The sequence below is a fragment of the Shewanella waksmanii ATCC BAA-643 genome (assembly GCF_000518805.1).
In the GTDB taxonomy this organism is placed as follows: Bacteria; Pseudomonadota; Gammaproteobacteria; order Enterobacterales; family Shewanellaceae; genus Shewanella; species Shewanella waksmanii.
In genome coordinates, this window is sequence record NZ_JAEH01000042.1 from 18037 (window position 1) to 37045 (window position 19009).

The following is a 19009-nucleotide window of genomic DNA, read 5'->3' on the forward strand; positions in this document are numbered from 1 at the left end:
AGGTTTTAAATAATTATTGCCATTTAAAAATATTTGTGTACAGGCTTCATGTTTTTTAGAACAATCATGTATGAATACGAAATTATAATGAGAAATTATTGAGTTAATAAAGTTGATTAAAATATAAGTGAGGCGGGAGTTTTATCTTTATTTTTAATGAATGTAAAATTGGAGTTATGAATTTATTCAATCTGTAGTTGTAAGAAGGTATATAGATGATTTTGTTGCTTTTAGTCTTAGAGGCGAGTTTAGAAAATCATCCCTGTCAGTGGCTGTATTTAATGTGTGACATTTTATCTGCTGCTATTGTTTAATAATGGCTGAGTATGAAAAGTTTGTTTAGGAGTCTGTGTCATTTCAGTCATATGTATAAACCAATGACACATGACCAAAGACTTCGATTTAGCACAAGTCAATAAAGCACTTCAGTCAGGACAAGACCTAACAGGTAAAGAGTGCTTTCTTACTGCTCATCAAAGCTGCCTTGAAGGCGGAGCTTGGGCAACATCTGAAAGATGATGAGCAGCCTGACTGATAAGCATGGTTCTAGCCAAAAGACCATAAGTTTTCAGCGGGCGTTTTGAATTGGATACCCACACGACCGCTCAGGCTTCTTTGAGTAAAGTTAATTAGGAAAAATTAAACCAAGCTAGCTGATGAGAGCGACCATAAAATCTTATCCATGTTTTCTCTCGGCATGATCTACCGTGATGTTCGCGAAGATATGTATGGATTGATGTCTCTGAAGCAGCTATCGCTATCACCGGTGTGACAGACGTTTGATACCTGAGCTGCGGTTACTAGATGCTATTTACCTCTTTGTTTGGCGCGATAACTATCCATTATAAAACCAAAGAAGGTGGGCGCTACGTTAGCAAGGCTATTTACACAATCCTAGGATTAACTATCGTAGGACAGAAAGAGATACTCGAGCTTTATCTTTCTGAGTCCGAAGGGGGAAATTACTAGCTTGCTGTGCTGACCAACCTTCATAACCGTAGTGTTGAAGATATGTTGATTGACCGTGTAGATGGCCTAACAGGTTCCCCTAGAGCTTTTGCAACGATTTGCTCTGAGACTGAAGTTCAGCTGTGTTATCCATCAAATCTGAAATTTACTCAAATACGCAGCTTCTAAGTATCAGAAAGAGTTTATGGCTGATTTAAAGCCAGTTTATCGAGAAGTAAGTAAAGATACGGCAGAAGCTGAACTAGACCAAGTGGAGTTGCAATACCCAATTGTGCTGCGTTCCTAGTGTAATAAATGGGTTAATTTGTCGGTTTACTTTAAGTATCCCTAGTATGTTCGTAAGGCCATCTATACGACTAATGTAATCGAAGCAGTTTATCTTCAATTCCGTAAACTGACTAAAACTAATGGAAGGTTCCCGAACGAAAATAACTTGCTAAAGCTGCTTTGCGCTGGGATATGGAATTCTTCCAAGGAATGGACAATGCCAATTCAGAACTGGAATATGACATTGTCTCTTCTGGCGATTCACTTCGGGGGACGCTTGGATGATGACGTCTTAGGACTCTAGCTCAAATTAGCTGACACAAAGTTCTAAATGCCCTCGTTGTATTTCCTTCTTTGTGTCGTTGCTTCGCTGGTTACTTAGCCATGCTGGCTAATACACGATCAGCTGCAGCTAAGGTTGCTTCTAGCTCTTTTTCACCGTGAGCCATAGATAAGAACCCGGCTTCATAAGCACTTGGTGCTAGGTAGATGCCTTCGTCCAACATGCCGTGGTAGAAGACACGGAACTGCTCTTCATTACACTGAGTAACTTGGTCAAAACGCGTGATTTGCGCTTCATCAGTGAAGAAGAAACCAAACATGCCGCCAACATAGTTGATAGACATTGGCACACCATGCTTATTGGCTGCAGCTTTAAAGCCTTCGGCGATAAGTTTAGTTTTTGCTGCCAACTCTTCATATAGACCTGGTGCTGATAGGGCTTCCATTTGTGCCAAACCTGCAGTCATGGCAATCGGGTTGCCTGAAAGTGTACCTGCTTGGTAAACCGGACCAGTAGGTGCGATAAACTGCATGACATCTTTACGGCCACCAAAAGCACCAACTGGCATGCCGCCGCCAATAACTTTACCTAGCGTGGTTAGGTCTGGCTTGATGCCGTAGTGACCTTGAGCACCGCTTTTCGAAACGCGGAAACCGGTCATGACTTCATCAATGATCAGTAGGGCACCGTATTCATCACACAATGCGCGTAGACCTTCTAAGAAACCTGGGATTGGTGGGATACAGTTCATGTTGCCAGCAACAGGCTCAAGAATGATACAAGAAATATCTTCTGGGTACTGTTCAAACAGGGCTTTAACCGATTCAAGCTCGTTATAAACGGCGGTTAATGTGTGCTTAGCAAAGTCTTCAGGGATACCCGGAGAGCTTGGTTGACCTAAGGTCAGTGCGCCAGAACCCGCTTTAACGAGTAGGCAGTCAGCATGGCCATGGTAGCAACCTTCAAACTTCAAGATTTTGTCACGGTTAGTGAAACCGCGTGCTAGACGAATGGCACTCATAGTGGCTTCTGTGCCTGAGCTCACCATACGAACTTGTTCCATTGAAGGCACCATTTCAATGACTTTTTCAGCCATGGTCACTTCTAGTTCAGTTGGGGCGCCAAAAGACAGGCCGTTTTCTACTGCAGCTAATACCGCTTCACGAATTTTTGGATGGTTGTGGCCTAAAATCATTGGGCCCCACGAACCTACATAATCAATGTAAGCTTTACCATCTGCATCATAGATATAGGCACCATCTGCTTTTTCGATAAAGCGTGGCGAGCCACCTACACCGTTAAATGCACGTACTGGCGAGTTAACGCCGCCAGGAATGGTTTTTTTCGCCTGTTCAAATAGCGTTTCAGAACGGGTCATGCTAAATCCTTTAAGTCAGTCGCCAAATTAAAAATCGGCTTTGCGTGAATACCAGTTCACTGGGCATTCGTATTGCTCAAGTTGTGAGTCAACACCTAATGTCAGTGCAAATAGTGCCATACGGATCAATAACCCATTATCTGCTTGCCTAAAAATGGCTAAGTTAGGATGACTATTTAGGTCATTGTCTAACTCGTTCGCTTGCTCGCGTGAGTCGCGTGGCAGTGGGTGCATGATCACTGTGTTCGATTTACAATGTTGTGTATAAATATTGTGGTTCAATCTAAATTTGCCACGATACTTATTCGCTTCGTCTTGTGATGGGAAGCGTTCTTCTTGAATTCGAGTTAGATAGAGTATATCAGCCTGATCTAAATTTCCTTCAAGTTGGTCTGTTATTGTGATCTTATGCCCAGCATTTTCAATGTCGCTGATCACATAGTCAGGCATTGCTAGCTCTTTTGGTGAGACTAAAGTGAAACTGACATTTTGGTACATGCATAATAGGCGTGATAATGAATGTACGGTACGTCCAAACTTCAAATCACCCACCATGGCGATGTGCATACCACTAATATCTCGACCGCCTGCTGCCAGCTCTTTTTGAATGGTAAAAAGATCTAGCAGTGCTTGGGTTGGATGCTCGTTGGAGCCATCGCCACCATTGATCACTGGCACTCGACTGCCTTCGGCAAACTCTTTTACCGAAAAGGCATCAGGGTGTCTCATGGCAATCACATCGGAATAGCTTGAGAGCACGCGCGCAGTATCGTATAGCGACTCACCTTTTGATAGTGAAGATGATCCCATACCTACGGTTTCATTGACTTTACCGCCAAGCAAGTTGAAGGCACAGCCAAAACTGATGCGTGTGCGGGTACTTGGCTCAAAGAATAAGCTACCTAAAATGGCGCCATCAAGCACAGTGGTGCGTTTCTGACGCAGGGCATAGGGCGTCATACGAGTGGCAACACTAAAGATTTGTTGAACAGCATCTAAGTTGAGCTGGTTTACTGACAGGATGTGAGAACCTTGAAACTGAGTCATCAGCCTTTATTTCCAATTGCAATGGGGCAAACTGCACAACCGTTTTAGGTGTTATACAGGCCCAGATATTATGTAGGGTGGCTGAGGCGGCATTATACCCGAAACACTATATTAGGGAAATCCTAGTATAGAGAAATAGCGACACAGTTAGCATTCTCATGTTAGCAATTTGGAGAGATAGGAAAAGCTAGGCTAAAAGCCTAACTTTTAGCCTAGTAAAAACAGCAAAAATGGATGATTAAGGGGTGAGTGTTGAGTAGTAATAGGCCACATCTTTCATCTCAAGCTCGCTCAGCATGGCTGCTTGCCCTTGCATCAAGGGGTTTTGTCGCCGGCCCTGTTTGAAGTCCAACAATTGCTTAAACAAATAGGCCGCTTTTTGCCCCTGCAGATTTGGATAGGCTGGCATCATTTTCAGCATCGCTTCACCGTGGCAGGCAACGCAGCGCGTGTTCGCCAGTTGTTCACCTTTGGCGATATCGGCTTGATAATTGGTAGCTTCATCAGTGATTGATATCGCTAGTTTACCTAGGTCTTGATTAAACTGCGTTGGTGTGGCGGCGACTTGTCCGCTGAGTAAGCCCGAACCGATGAGGATCAACATGCATGCTCGCATCATAGTGGCTCCTTATTGGTACTTGGCATCGGTGGCATTTGCGATTCTGACAAGGGTTTCCGACGGAAGATGCGCATATCGATGCCTGATTCGTTGTAGTATGTCGATAGATAATCCAATACCGGATCCCAAGTTTCTGAGAGATCCCATAAGCCTTGGGTGTCAATCATCCAGTCGATAGTGTCTTTCCAAACGGCTCTGCTACCCGGGTTTTGCGGAATAATATGGCTGGTATGGCAGGCATTACATTGCTGGTTAACCACTTGCCAGCCCGGTGCCATAATAAGCCCTGATACAGGATCGATTGGATATTGCGGCTCGGCAGCACTCACGCTAACAGCGGTGCTAAAACCGAGGACGATAACGAGATTGCGTATGCTCATTAAGCCACCCTAACCGCAATGCGATGACAGCCGTTAAATAGGTAACCTTTAGGGTTCCATTGCGGTTGTACCATGGGCTGGCTATCGCCCTTGCTATCCGTTGCTCGCGCCCAAATCTCATAGTAACCCACCTGTGGGAGTTTCACTTTGAGCTGCCATTGTTGCCATGCCATTGGGTTTACAGGTTTGCTTAGCGATGCTGTCTGCCAGGTGGTGCCGTAGTCATAACTGACTTCTACTTTTGCCACATCGCGGGTTCCTGCCCAAGCATGACCGCGCACTTCAATCTCTTCACCTAGGCTAATTTCACCGCCAGTGGCAGGGGCGGTGATCAGTGATTTGACGATCATCTCTTCAATGATCTTAAAGTCTTTGTTGGCTACCTTTTCACCCGGTGCAACTGGATTCTTTGGCACTTGGTATGCGGGGGCAGCCATTTTCTTACCGTCGTGAACGCGATCTCTGACACCGATGCCGGTCGCGCATTTTTGCGAGACTGAACCCGGACGACCTCCAAAGACAATGCGTAGCGGGTAGCCATGCATATAAGGAATATCTTCGCCGTTCATTGCCCATGCAATCATTGCGTTTTCGTTCATAGCAGCGGCAATGGGTACGCCGCGAGAAATGGCCGCGCCTTTGCCGCTAATATGCTTATCAGCCCCATAATGTGCGGTATATACTGCATCAGATTTAACGCCACAGTCAGCCAATACATCTTTCACTAACACGCCGGTCCATTCGGCGCAAAATACCGCCGAATTGCTCCACTGATTCCCTTTGGCATTGGGGTAAAAATTCTCGCGGCTATTACCACCACACTCTAGTACCAGCTGTTGTGTGTGGGTTTTGAATTTGTTTTTTAGCTCGGCAATGGTATAGGTCTTTGGGGTCTCGATTGATTCTCCGTCTACGGTAAACTCCCAAGTATCTGCATCGATGTTGTCAAAGTCTGGCATTTGACCATTCCAGCGAATAAAGGCGATATCCGATGGCGTAGTGGCAGGGTCGAGCAGATGCTCTGGCGGGAAAGCATTCAATGGGCTGCTGTTAAGCACTTTGAAATGCGCTGGTAAGTGTTCTACTTTTGACCATTTTACTGCGCTGAGATCTAATGGTTCTACACCTGTAGGACGGGCAAATACCCAATTGACTGGCAGCATGGCAGCAACTGAAGTGGCGGCAGCACCTTTAAGAAAACTACGTCTGTCTAGGCTCATTTGGATTCATCCTCTGTATTGGCAAAATAGTGAGCAATCGCATTAATTTGTTGCTCATTGAGTAGCTTGGCTACTTTGGTCATGGTGGGGTCTTGTCGCTGCGCACTTTTAAACTGCTTGAGTTGCTCAATTAAATACTGCGCACTTTGGCCTTGAAGATTGGGGATTGTGGCAAATTGGCTTAGACCTTGCTCACCGTGGCAGGCTTTGCACATGTTAAGCAGCTGAGGTTCGGGCTGGTCATTGGCATGGCCAATACCTAAGGGTAATAGCAATAAAAGCAGCCAAGATTTCCTTGGTGGTATGGCGCTGGTGTTCCAAGCGGACATAGCGATTTCCTTCGTTGCAACCCAGTCAGAAAATTCACTGGGTATTGAATAGCGACAGATTGTGTCAATCTTATTGTTGTTGATTCAGGTCAAGGTTTTATGGCTGACCTTGCTGTAGGTGGCAATTTACGGATAACTGTGACCAAAGGCATGTAAAAAGTTGTGAAAAGATATAAAAACTCAGATTATTTTCTTTTAAATTAGGTGCTTAAAAATATTCGTAGATGCTAAGGTTTGTGGGTGTTTGAGTTGGATAAGCGTACAGTTTGTCAAATGATAGCTTTGACAAAGATGCCATTTGATTTGAGTTTTGATTTAGATTTAGGCATCTTGGTGGCTGTTTTCATGGCCAATGATTGGCACAATAATATTAACAATAGGGACTTTTGTGATGAAGTTAATCAAGTTATCGACGATGATATTATTCGTTTGGGGTGCGGTAGGATGTGGGTCGGGTGCCAGCTATCATGTGAGCGCCAGTTCAGATGAAGATGTCATGGCTAATGCTAATGGTGGTCAGTCGCAACAAATTGACCAAAAAATACGTGAAGCTGAAAAGGCTGAACGAGCACGCCAAGAGAAGCTTAAGTAAACTACAACGCAGCGAATATCAGTTGGCTTGCCTATACCTGACCAGAGCGGATCTGTTTTTGTAAGCTTGCCCAGCTGATCACGCCGACAATTTCGCTGATGTTATTTTGATAGATAAAGACTTCCCCACGCCGCTCTCTTGAGAGAATATCGTAGACTTCCTTTAATGTGGCAGTATCTGCGACCCCTTGAATAGGGTGGCGGGTTAAGGTGCTCACTTCGTTGCTAACCTGCAATTCCAGTTGCAACATCTGCATATTGCCCTGCTGGTCGCGGCTCAGCACCGAACGCCCTTCAGCACGTTTTAGTACTTCGAGTAGTAATTCATCATTGTGACCGACAATGACAAAACGCCGATCCATAATCGCTCTAACACCAAGCTTTTGTAGGCCGAGCTTTATGGGTGAGACTTTATAGTCGAGTCCCATGATTTCCATCTGCCGGTAAAAGATAGACTTGGTTCGCAGCACTTGGTGGCTAATCAGAAAAGCGGGAATGACCACGACCATTGAAGGCAAAATAATCGACGCGTTGTTGGTCAGTTCTAGCATACCCACCAAAGCGGCTAGCGGTGCATTAAGGCAAACTCCCATCATCGCACTCATGCCGATAATGGTGTACAAACCGATATAAGGTGCCACATCTGGAAATAGGCTAGTTGCGAGCATGGCCAGTAATGTGCCTAATACCGCGCCAATACCATACAGTGGCCCAATTATCCCTCCTGGAATACCCAGTCCGAGCGCTGCTACAGTGGCAATGATTTTACCCACTAGCAGGCCAAACAGTAATAGCATTGATGGATGCTCAGTAATACTGGCGGCAATGGCCAGTTCACCGCTACCTAGTGCTTGTGGCAATACCATACCTATAATGCAAGTGACGATGCCAGCTAGGCCGAGTCGGTATATCAGTGGCCACTGCTGGCCTGTATCGGTAACTGCGAGTAAGGTGCGATTAAAAATGGCAGCAACAAAGCCAATGGCGATACCACATACCGCTAAAATAGGGTATTGCGACAGTGGAATATGCAAAACACCAATATGCTCATATTCATGAATGTTGCCAAATACCAGTTGGCTAGAGAGCGCGCCACAAATAGCAGAAATCATTATTGGGAAGAAGTAGTGCACCTTATATTCCCTAAGGAACACTTCAAACACAAATATCACCGCAGCCAATGGCGAATTAAAAATTGCAGCAATACCCGCAGCAATGCCACTGGCACACATGATGCGGACACTGTTGTCGGGAAGATTAAATTTTTCGGCCAAATAACTGGCACTGACCGCGCCCAAATGAATGGCAGGGCCTTCCTTGCCCACCGAAAAATTACTTGCTAAGGCAAGCAGTGCCTGAAAAAATTGCGCCGGTGCTGAGGGGAGCGGAATTTTGCCATAATGCATCTTGATGCGGTGCATTACGTAGGCAATTCCCATCCGTTTATAGCGTGAAGATCCCATTTGTGCCACGAGCCAGATTAAAATTGCACCAAATAGTGGTAGTAACACTCGCCAGTCATCAATGAACTCAGTAGTATTCAGACTTTGGATTTGGGTGTAGGCCGTCATCCACTGCAGTAATAGGCGAAATAGTAGAATGACGCTGGTGGCAGCAAGGGCAAATAGCAGTGCAATTAAGCACAGTTGGCCACTGATTTTTGCCTGTGACAATTTATCTCTGAGAGTTGTTCGGAGATATTTACAGCTTTGTAGATAAGTTTTCTTAACAAGGCGCTGCACAGTCACTGTCGACAAATTCCATGTAAGTTAATTTTGATGCTGGACTAAAAAGAGTATAAGGGGCTTTAACTTAATGCCAAATTATCATCGCTGGGCGAATCGCATGCAAGCTAATGAGCGAAAAATTCGCCCATCCAGTGTTTATCTTTTGTTACTGGTTATGGTGGCTTTCCTATTAGGGGGCTTGGTATGGCAAACCTGGCAAGAGTATCAAGCAGCCCAAGTTGAAGTCGATGACAGTCGCGAAGTGCAACTTCGTGGGCAATTGCAGCAACAAGCGGAAGTTTTGGCGGCGCGTAATCTAGCTTTAACACTCGAGCAAGAAGCCAATAAGAATATGCAGCAGCTGTTCGCTGAACAACACAACAAGCAGCAACAATTGGAGCGTGAATTAGCATTTTACCGCAGTATCATGGCGCCAGAGAATAATGCTGAAGGCGTTGCGATACATGGGCTTGAGCTTATTCCTAGTCAGTTGGCTAATAAATATCGCCTCAAACTTATTCTTACCCAGCTGCAAAAACGTAAACAGTCATTGAAAGGTCAGGCTAAGTTGGTGTTTACCGGCTTGCAAGAGGGCGAAGTGGTTAATATACCGCTGACGGAACTCAGTGAGCAGTCGTTTGCTTTTCAGTTTCGCTACTTTCAGGTGTTAGAGACCGAGGTGATTTTACCGGCGGGCTTTGAACTAAACCGGGTCACGGTAGATGTGACCGTCCCCGCGACGCGATGGACTAAACGGGCTCAAACTGAGCAGACTTTTGAGCGAGATGATATTCTCCCCATCGATTTAGAATCGATTGATGTCAGTCATGTTGATATTGGTAGTGGTGAGTTAGCTGAAGATGATGAGCTTAGCAAGCTGGTACCCGTGCAGTCAGCCGAGCCTGAGAGCGAGGTAACTGAAGAACCACAGCCGTAATGCGTGCCAGGTGGCACATTTATACTCATAGAGTTCACAGATTATTCGATAGCTGCGCATATTACTTGAACAAATTGGTCAGGTATCGGATAATTCCGCTCAGCAAACTGATGTTTAGAGGTAGTAATGACAGAACAAGCTGAAGATACAATGCCAATCAAGTTTACCGATGAAGCTGCTTCAAAGGTAAAAACACTGCTTGATGAAGAGCAAAATGATGCGCTTAAGTTACGAGTTTATGTAACAGGTGGAGGCTGCTCTGGTTTTCAGTACGGTTTTACATTCGATGAGAAAGTGAATGAAGGCGACTTCACTGTAGAAAAGCAAGGTGTGCAGCTAGTAGTTGACCCTATGAGCTTACAGTATTTAGTTGGCGGTGAAGTAGATTACACCTCAGGCCTTGAAGGTTCGCGTTTTTTTGTTAAGAACCCAAATGCCACCACAACATGTGGTTGTGGTGCTAGCTTCTCAGTGTAAAGCTTAAGTTTTAAACTTAGTGTTACCCATAAAAAACCAGCTTAGCGCTGGTTTTTTTGTTGCTGGGCTTTATCGGCTCTAGCTCATAATATTCATGTTTACTTTGGTGCTGCAATAGGCACTGACCTTCGGCGTGAAAGCAATCCATACTTGCAGCAACGCAATGACGATTAACACCGAAAAGATTAACCAATCAGGTAATTTACCTTGCCAAGCACCCAAGTCGAAACTCGAAGGGCCGTTGGCAAGATTGTCAGGTTCGTGCAACATGACGGGGAGCATACTGACTAACATGAGCTGTAAAACGGTGTAAAGCCGCAGCATAAGTAAACCAGTTTTTTGTTTGCCGGCAACCGCAACCACAATAAATAGGGTCAATACGCAAAATAGCACGCCTTGATTAGCAATTAAACCGCTGATTGAGGCGACGGTTAAGAACAGCAATAAGGCAATTAAACGTTTAGGCATGGCTAGTTTAACGTTTTGTTTCGGCTCCGCCTCTACAGCAGGTTGTTGTGCTGAACTGGGTTGCTTCACAATTTCCCCCTTCAGATTTAGTGGCGTTTTTTAGGTGCTAAGCGCTGCTCAAGTTCATAAGGTGGGATCACCACACCTAGATCATCATGGACAGGGAAAACAGCAACGAAGAGGTCGTCATCTTGCATGCCTGGTACCCAACGCTCCAACCATTCGCTTAAGGGAATAGCCAAAACTGTGCAGTCTTTCCAGTCATCAATTGCCCATGCTTGCGCGCTTTCAGCAGTGGGCCACATAGGAATGCAATCTTCCTCTTCGGTGGTAAGCATGACACAACCATCTGCATCCTGAAGTGTCCACAACACCTCTTCGGATTTAGCTTGTTCAACTAAAAAGTCATAACGGGCTTCTGGGGTCATCTGGCTTGGATCTTTGGCGCTTGTGCTCATGGCGAATACTCATTAAATAGGCGTGATTGCTTGGTGGCAGATAATAACATCAGTATCAAGGTGGGCAAAGTTGTATTTATTGATTTAATGTTCTGGCTATGAATCATAGTAGGTAAATATTCTCAGCGATGAACTAGGTTATTAACCTCTTTGTTGTTTTTTTAATTTATATTAATTCGCTGGTTCCTGCTTTTGAAATTATTATTAGTTTTATGTTGGTTTTAATATCGATAGATTTGGAGCTGGAAATGGATGAACATTGGTGTTGTGACGAAAAAGAAACAATTGTTAGTATCCTGAATAAGCAAAATAAGAGAAATGAAATTTCTATAATAGATGGCTATTCGGAAATTAGTTATGAAGAGCTAATGGAAAAGGCTGACTTGATTGCAAATGAATTGTTGTTTCATGGAGTTGATAAAGGTGCCTTAATAGGGGTCTGCATGAAACGTTCTTGGATGCTAGTAGCTACTTTGATAGGTATCTTAAGGGCTGGCTGTGCTTATGTTCCCTTGGACCCATCATATCCAAATGAACGGATAGAATATATGTTGAAGCATGCGGGTGTTTCAGCTGTTTTTGTTGAGAGTGAGGTTGAAGCGAAGTTGTGTCATACAGTAGAACAAGTTATTTGGGTTAACAAGATACAAAGGAAAAAACAAGACAGTATTCGTTTTCCTTCTGCCTCAGATCTGGCCTATGTTATCTATACATCGGGCTCAACAGGAAAACCTAAGGGAGTTGCGGTTGAGCATAAAAATGTTGTTGCAATGAGTCTAGCTTTACGCTGTCTTTATACTACTGAAGAACTGAAAGGAGTTTTAGCAGCAGCTTCTGTTTGTTTTGACACCTCTGTTATGGAAATTTTGGGGACATTGATGTTAGGTGGCACAATTATTTTGGCCAAGAATGCTCTTGAGTTACCTAATTTACCCTATGCATGTAAAGTAAAAGCCTGTGTCATGGTGCCTTCTTCTATGAAGAGTTTACTTTCTTCTTCATCGCTGCCAGACAGTCTTCGCTGTATTGTGCTTGGTGGTGAGGAAGTTAAGTCTTCATTAGTAGAGCAGCTCTACAGGCAAAACGCTAAACTAAGAGTTTTAAATGCATATGGACCAACTGAAGACACAGTTTTTTCGACGATTGGCGAGATTAGACCTCATACAAAAATAGTAACAATTGGGTGCTCAGTTATTAACTCTCGCTCATATATTCTTGATGAGAAATTAAAGCGAATAGACAAAAAAGGTGTGCCAGGGGAACTTTATCTTGCTGGGGGGAAGTTGGCTAGAGGTTATTTATATGAAACAGAGTTAACTAAAGAGAGGTTTATAGATATTAAACCAAGCTCGAATATTCCAGAGGAAAGGTTGTATAGGACTGGGGATTTGGTGCAATGGACAGAAGGTAATGAAATTGAATTCTTAGGACGAGTAGACCTACAAGTAAAAATTAGAGGGTTCAGAGTAGAAATTGGTGAAATTGAGGCTGCATTGGAAAGTATGCCTGCTATTGCTACGGCCGCAGTGGCTGTCAAAAATACAAATAATGAACAAAAAATTTTAGTGGCGTATATAGTAAAACAAGATAGGTGTGTTCTTGATGAAGATATTAAAACTTATCTTAATAAAAAGCTACCAAAGCATATGGTGCCGAAATTATTAATGCATATGGATTCACTTGTCTATTTACCTAATGGAAAATTGGATCGTAATAATTTGCCAAGTTTGAGGGAAGTGCAACTAGCTATATCCTCTCAAGAAAGCTTGATGCTGGTAGATAACGCTAGTGCTAAAAATACCTATGCGGCTATTTTGGAAAAAATTCAAATTGAAATTGCATCTTTATTTGGTTTTAGCGATATCAAGCAGATTAATGGTAATTTGATGTTTGAAAGGTTGGGATTGGACTCATTAAGCTCACTAGAATTAAGTAGCCGGTTAACAAAAGTTTTACATTGTTCTCTTTCGCCACAAGTTTTTTTAGACTATGAATCGCCTGTAAGCCTAGCGAAGTATGTAACGAGCTTATCCTCACCAAGTGTTCAAGTGAGAGAAAGTTCTATGGAAACAGTGAATTTCCCCGATACTTTGGCAAGTTTCCAGACTTTGTTGCAATCATCTCATCCAACTTTTCAATGCGCTAACGTTATTTCTTGGAGTGTAGCAGATAAGAGCGTATTAGTGCATGAAGTGACCGTTATGGTTAATGATGCATGCAGAAACCCCTATGGAAAAGTATTGAGAACTGGGAGTTCTGCTACAGGTATTATTGGTGATTCTTATAATAAAGATATAGATAGGATGTCTATTATCTGGTCAACAAATCTTTATTTTGGTTTGAATCGTGATCCTCGTGTTATTTCTGAAGCATCACATGCATTATGCCAATATGGAACTGGTATGGGAATATCTGCTGCGGCAACAGGTATGACAAATCAACATTTGGATTTTGAAAGAGATTTTGCTGAACTGGTTGGAAAGCCTAGTGCTTGTCTTTTTCCTACTGGATATACAGCTAATCTTGGTGGTATTTCAGGAATTATAGGAACAAATGATGTCGTGGTAATAGATCAACTTTGTCACGCTTCAATTGTTGATGGTGCTAGATTAAGCGGAGCGACAATTAGAACTTTTCAACATAATAATGTTGAGGATTTAGAAGCAGTTTTGAAATCTGAGATTTCAATATATAAAACGGTGCTTGTGGTACTTGAAAGTGTTTATAGCATGGGTGAAGGGCTGGCTCCTGTTAGAGATATTGTGTCTTCTGCTAAAAAATACGGTGCGCTAGTGCTAGTTGATGAAGCTCATTCATTCGGCTTTTATGGTGCAAAGGGGGCAGGCGTATGCGCGGAGTTAGGTGTTACGAAAGATGTAGATTTTATAATGACCACACTAAGTAAAGCATTAGGTAGTATTGGAGGAGTTATAGCAGCAAGTCAAGAACATATCGATTTGTTGAAGTCGTCATCTCGAGCGTACATTTTCCAAGCCTCAATCAGTCCTGCGGATATAGGTGCAGCTTTAGCTTCGTTGAGGATATTGCAAGCGGATGAGTCATTACGTGAGCAATTATGGGATAGAACACGATATATGCGTAAACGATTTGAAGACGCTGGATTTGATTTGGGAACCGGCGATGGTCCCATTGTAACACCTCACTTTGCTGATAAAGATAAACTTTATGCAATCGTGCATAGTTTGTATCAGAAAGGGGTTCAAACACTAGCAGTAACTTACCCTATTGTTGAAATGGGTGGCGGCCGGTTGAGATTTATTTGCTCTGCTGCTCATAGTCATGCTGATATAGATAAAACTGTAGAGGCATTGATAGAAGCAGAAATTGAAGTAAATAAGTTGTATGCAGTAGCAGAAAAGAGCAATAGTATTAATGAAAAGGAAAGCGAATACATTGTTAAATTGTTAAGTGGCTGGCGTGAAAGTTTTTTTAATTATTTGAAAAGTATGTTGGCAGAAGACTCTGTTTTAACCCCTGAGTTAGTTTTATCTTTGAAATTTGATTTTTGTAATGAGTTAATTTCACTGGAGGTAACAAATGATGGTGTTGTTATTACAAATAGCCCCAAGCTTAATTTATCCGAATGTATAATAAATTTGAAAACAATGGAAGCTATTTCCGCTTTGTGTAGTTACGATGTTCGGGCTATATTAAACTGTATAATTGAGGGGACTATTGAATTGAATGGCCAGACTGAGCCTTTTGTTTGGTTTATTGCTCGTTTTGTAGAGTGTCGAGATAATAATATGGTAGCTATTTAAACAAGCGTTTAAAGGTTTTGGGTTAGTTGTTGATTTACCTCATAAAGTACATGTCTGCTTAGCAGTGCATGTACTTTATAAACAGAAAACAACCATGATGATAGTGACAAAGTTTTTTCTAAATTATTTTGAATAAAAAGGGAATGCAACCGTTTATCGTATACCTTCAAATTGCTCAAATCAGAGAGACTACGTTAATGAGTCAGCGCTGATTTGAGCATAGTCGGTTTTATTGTAGTTGCTATTATTTGACGATGAAGTTGATAATTTTATTGGCTATTTCGGTATTATCTAAGTGGCCAGCAAACTGGTTAGCGCCAGTACCATAAGCCAATATTGGTACATCAATGCCATCGTGTCCTGTGGTCGTCCAGCCAGTGTAGCTCAGCGCATCGATACGACGCTTAATTGCCGAGGCCATTTTTTTCACTGCGGTTTTAGACTGACTCGCATCCAGTAGCGTTTGTTGCAAAATAGCGAGCTGGTTATCGCTTAATGACAAGTTAATATGCTTAACCCAACTGGCACTAAACTGCTTTATGTCGCGCAGAGTATTGGGGTTTTCTAACAGTATTTTGGCATAGGCTTTAGGTAAAGTATTGATCTGCGGTAGCTGTTTACCTCGCCATTGATAGTCACCTTTGCGTCCTAATGTGAGTCCACCGGTAGAGTGGTCTGCGGTGGCGACCAGCAAAGTATCTGCATGCTTATCAACGTACGCTTTAGCGCTGGCAAGGGCGAGGGCAAAGTCATGCATCTCGGCCATGGCACAGGCAATATCGTTGCTATGTCCGCACCAATCAATTTGACTCGCCTCGACCATTAACACAAAGGGCTGTGGCTGCTTGTCGAGTAAGTTCAAGGCTTTATCGGTCATCATTTGCAACCTATTGGGGTTAGTCGAGCCCAATGCTGGTGGCAGTCCGGAGGGGGCAAATAAGCCCAGTGCGGGCAACTCAGTCAATTGCGTTAACTGATTCAAGTCATCAACGTATTGATAGCCGTAGTTGATAAACTCTTCGACTAGATTGCGGTCTTGGCGTTGAAAATACTCAGTGCCACCGCCGAGGAGGATATCTGCGCTACCAAGTCCCTTGAGCAAATTATCGGCATAGCTATCGGCAATTTGATTGTAGTTTCGCCGGCTTTTGTTGTGCGCTAAAAAGCTCGCGGGTGTTGCATGATTCACTTGAGAGGTGACCACAACACCGGTGTTATAGCCTGCTTCATTGGCTTGTTCCATCATGGTAACAAGTGGACTATGTTGATGATCGACCGCTATCGCCCCATTGTAACTTTTATGGCCGGTTGCCAGGGCTGTGGCTGCCGCCGCAGAGTCGGTGACATAGGTATCGTCATCGGGATAAGTACTCGACAACCCGACTAACAGCTGGTCGAAAATGGTGTTTTCCACCGCTTTGGTACTGGGGTCATCGCGGTAGTATCGATAAGCTGTGGTATAGGCGGGTCCCATGCCATCGCCTATTAGGTAGATGATATTGCGCGGTGTGCTAGCCTGGGCTAAACCGAGCGAGGTACCAAGCCCTAGCACTAGTGTCATGGTGAGGGAGATTCGAGCTAACTTCATTGCATATTCCTTTAAATCAACGCACTAGTGATTGATATTGGCTAGATGTCTGGGCGCTATGGCTGTCAGCCTTGCCTAGGTATCGCAGCAACCAGTTTTCTTGCTCCCACCACATATGGGCTAACGATTGTCGGGCAACATAGCTATGGCTTTCATAGGGGAGGGTGACTAATCTCGCGGTGCCCCCGAGTCCACGTATGGCTTTGAAAAGTCGTTCTGACTGCATGGGGTAGGTGCCGGAGTTCGCGTCCATTTCGCCATGGATCAATAACAGCGGTTCATCAATCTTGTCGGCATGGGTAAAGGGGGACATTTGTTGGTACAAGTCCGGCGCTTCCCAGTAGTTACGTTTCTCGTACTGAAAACCAAATGGCGTAAGTGAACGGTTGTAGGCACCACTGCGGGCGATACCAGCACTGAAAAGATCTGAATGGGCCAAAAGGTTTGCCACCATAAAAGCGCCATAAGAGTGGCCGCCAATGGCAACACGCTCAGGGTCTGCCACTCCCATATCTACTAACACATCAATGGCGGCTTGGGCATTGCTGACCAACTGCTGCCTGAAGCTGTCGTTGGGGCGTTTTTTACCTTCGCCTATGATTGGCATTGCGACCTTATCAAACACTGCAAAGCCATGAGCGACCATTGCTACCGGCCCTTTGGCGCTGATTTTTTGATACTGATGTTTAGAGAAATTGACCTGACTAGCGACTTGGGCATCTTTGTATTCACGGGGGTAAGCCCACATCAGCACTGGTAGCCGCCCTTGACTTGGATGATAACCTTTAGGCAGATAAAGCATACCCGAAAGTGGTGTGCCATCTTGACGCTGATAATGAACCAGTTGCCTGCTTACCCCGTCATACTGGCTTAATGTGTTTTGGGTTTGGTATAACAGCGTCTGCTTGTCACCCTTAACTAGCCAGTACTGTTTGGCAGTGGCACTATCTTCGCGACTAATGACCATAGTCAGCGGCGAGCGACTAATAAGGTGGATCAGTTTTTCGAGCTTATTCGGCTGGCTTTGCCAAATAATGTTGCTGGATAAATCCGCCATATTGGTTTGTTTAGCAAAGGGGCGATAACCCTGTGGCGATGCACCGAGCCCAGCATGCACAAAATGACCAGACTCGATGTTGACTAATGGCGCTGCAATTTGCCTGTTATAGAGCAATTTCCCTGGGTCGTTATAGGTATCGCGCTGGGACTTCTGGTACCACAGAGTAGGCTTGGCGCTATGATTATCTTGATAAAAACTCACCCTGAGCTGTTTCTGCTTGCTGTTTTTTTCGGTAATGAAAAGCGTGTTGTCCTCGCCCCAAGCGAGCTTACTGATCCGCCAAGTGGTTTTGACTAGAGGCTCACCTTGACCGGTAAAAGGTGCGCTGAGGGTGCTTATTTCATCTCGATATTGCGGCTGACTGTTGCCATCGCCGTTATCAAGTGGTGTGACAAAAGCGATGGTGTGTGGCTGGTCTTTGCGCCAATGGATAAGACGCGGTCCTCGGCGAACAGAGTCGCTACCACTGGGCCTAAATTCACCGCTTTCAAGTTGGCCAAAGGCGATGACCTGGTGACCTAAATGGTCAAACAGGCTGACTGTTTGGGCGAAGTCTCGATATTTAACAATGCGAGAAAAAGGCCTATCAATTTGCTTAACCAAAATATATTGATTGCTAGGAGAGACTTGATAACTGATGTTAATACCCGGTTTGCCAATGGCAGTGATTTGGCCATTTAGGGCAATTTTGCTGAGTTGAGCTGTGGTTATATTGGCAAAAGTTATCTCATCTTGGTGGTTTTTAATCAGGTCTTGATAAGTTCTTCTAGGGGCTTTTTTACCGTTTGTAGCACTGATATTTGGACTCAATACAGTAGGACTATTTTCACGGGTTTTCGTGCTGATGGCTAAGTTAGTGACGATGGCTTGGCTATCGTATTGCCAGCGATAGTTAAACCCGAGTGTTGCGTTTAAACGCTGATTAGTCAGTCTAAAAGTGGTCTTTTTCTGCAGATCAAACAGTTCGATATAGGTTGCTTGCTGATTGCTTACGATATAACTCAAATATTGGCTATCGGGCGAGAACTTGATGGCATGATAACTTAGGCCTTGTGCCGCTTTAATGATATGCCGAGATTGATCAGCCAGTTTGATTATCTCCAGCGCATTGTATTGATACTTACTGCGTGAAGGGGCGAGCGATGTGGGATTTATTCTTAATCCAGCCAGCTTTAATTCCGGTTGTGCCAGCTGTTTGATATCAACCTGAGAGATGGGTTTAAGCACCACCATATATTGGTTATCTGCAGATAAGCGTGTTGTGACCGATTTGGATTGATTGAGCACCTGCTCGATGGCAGGGCTTGGATGTTGATATTCGCCACTCATGACTTGGGCACTGCAAAACCAGATCAGGGCAGTGAACAAGATGAAAATAAATTGCATGGGTTTCTCCTGATAGAGAGTGCGACAGCAGTAAAAAGAGGCG

The 19009-nt window shown here is 44.0% G+C and carries 15 protein-coding genes and 1 pseudogene; 5 read left to right on the plus strand and 11 right to left on the minus strand.

Annotated elements, in window-relative coordinates:
• The first annotated feature begins 384 nt into the window (after positions 1-384).
• Positions 385-1540, plus strand: a pseudogene (locus L865_RS23985) (IS256 family transposase).
• A gap of 70 nt (positions 1541-1610) precedes the next feature.
• On the opposite strand, the gene hemL reads toward L865_RS23985, so the two are convergent.
• The 6 genes from hemL to L865_RS0115345 form a co-directional block, all read right to left on the minus strand.
• The gene (hemL, locus tag L865_RS0115320) at positions 1611-2897 is read right to left on the minus strand and encodes a glutamate-1-semialdehyde 2,1-aminomutase (RefSeq protein ID WP_028774036.1); all 1287 of its coding nucleotides are present in this window, start codon (positions 2895-2897) and stop codon (positions 1611-1613) included.
• A 27-nt stretch (positions 2898-2924) separates the two neighbouring features.
• Positions 2925-3944 (minus strand): aspartate carbamoyltransferase, encoded by a 1020-nt coding sequence (locus tag L865_RS0115325; RefSeq protein ID WP_028774037.1) that lies wholly within the window; start codon positions 3942-3944, stop codon positions 2925-2927.
• Between the two features lie 238 nt (positions 3945-4182).
• Complete coding sequence (locus L865_RS0115330; RefSeq protein WP_037471323.1) at positions 4183-4563, minus strand: c-type cytochrome; 381 nt, start codon at positions 4561-4563, stop codon at positions 4183-4185.
• Positions 4560-4943, minus strand: coding sequence for a hypothetical protein (locus L865_RS0115335; RefSeq protein ID WP_028774039.1), 384 nt, complete (start codon positions 4941-4943; stop codon positions 4560-4562). Before L865_RS0115335 ends, L865_RS0115330 begins: the two co-directional genes overlap by 4 nt.
• On the minus strand, positions 4943-6163 hold the full coding sequence (locus L865_RS0115340; protein ID WP_028774040.1) for a molybdopterin-dependent oxidoreductase: 1221 nt from the start codon (positions 6161-6163) through the stop codon (positions 4943-4945). Before L865_RS0115340 ends, L865_RS0115335 begins: the two co-directional genes overlap by 1 nt.
• Entirely contained in the window at positions 6160-6492 is a 333-nt protein-coding gene (locus tag L865_RS0115345; RefSeq protein WP_051484645.1) for a c-type cytochrome, read from the minus strand. The genes L865_RS0115340 and L865_RS0115345 overlap by 4 nt, the downstream gene beginning before the upstream one ends.
• 391 nt (positions 6493-6883) lie before the next feature.
• On the opposite strand from L865_RS0115345, the gene L865_RS0115350 reads away from it, so the two are divergent.
• Positions 6884-7084, plus strand: a complete 201-nt coding sequence (locus L865_RS0115350) for a hypothetical protein (protein WP_028774042.1) — start codon at positions 6884-6886, stop codon at positions 7082-7084.
• 31 nt (positions 7085-7115) lie between these two features.
• Here L865_RS0115350 and L865_RS0115355 read toward each other — a convergent pair whose 3' ends face one another.
• Entirely contained in the window at positions 7116-8825 is a 1710-nt protein-coding gene (locus L865_RS0115355) for a chloride channel protein (RefSeq protein WP_028774043.1), read from the minus strand.
• A gap of 73 nt (positions 8826-8898) precedes the next feature.
• Here L865_RS0115355 and L865_RS23990 point away from each other — a divergent pair, with 73 nt between their 5' ends.
• Positions 8899-9747, plus strand: coding sequence for a DUF6776 family protein (locus L865_RS23990; protein ID WP_084632557.1), 849 nt, complete (start codon positions 8899-8901; stop codon positions 9745-9747).
• Positions 9748-9873: 126 nt separating this feature from the next.
• Entirely contained in the window at positions 9874-10224 is a 351-nt protein-coding gene (erpA, locus tag L865_RS0115365) for an iron-sulfur cluster insertion protein ErpA (RefSeq protein WP_028774044.1), read from the plus strand.
• 78 nt (positions 10225-10302) lie between these two features.
• Here the strand turns inward: erpA and L865_RS0115370 are convergent, their stop codons facing one another.
• A complete protein-coding gene (locus tag L865_RS0115370; protein WP_157577611.1) occupies positions 10303-10692 on the minus strand; it encodes a hypothetical protein in 390 nt (129 codons plus the stop codon).
• Between the two features lie 86 nt (positions 10693-10778).
• The gene (locus L865_RS0115375) at positions 10779-11150 is read right to left on the minus strand and encodes a DUF2750 domain-containing protein (RefSeq protein ID WP_028774046.1); all 372 of its coding nucleotides are present in this window, start codon (positions 11148-11150) and stop codon (positions 10779-10781) included.
• 248 nt (positions 11151-11398) lie between these two features.
• Here L865_RS0115375 and L865_RS0115380 point away from each other — a divergent pair, with 248 nt between their 5' ends.
• A complete protein-coding gene (locus L865_RS0115380; protein WP_037471325.1) occupies positions 11399-14932 on the plus strand; it encodes an amino acid adenylation domain-containing protein in 3534 nt (1177 codons plus the stop codon).
• Positions 14933-15176: 244 nt separating this feature from the next.
• Here the strand turns inward: L865_RS0115380 and L865_RS0115385 are convergent, their stop codons facing one another.
• Together L865_RS0115385 and L865_RS23995 are read right to left on the minus strand one after the other, a co-directional pair.
• A complete protein-coding gene (locus L865_RS0115385) occupies positions 15177-16520 on the minus strand; it encodes an alkaline phosphatase (RefSeq protein WP_157577609.1) in 1344 nt (447 codons plus the stop codon).
• A 16-nt stretch (positions 16521-16536) separates the two neighbouring features.
• Positions 16537-18966, minus strand: a complete 2430-nt coding sequence (locus L865_RS23995; protein ID WP_051484646.1) for an alpha/beta hydrolase family protein — start codon at positions 18964-18966, stop codon at positions 16537-16539.
• Positions 18967-19009: the final 43 nt, after the last annotated feature.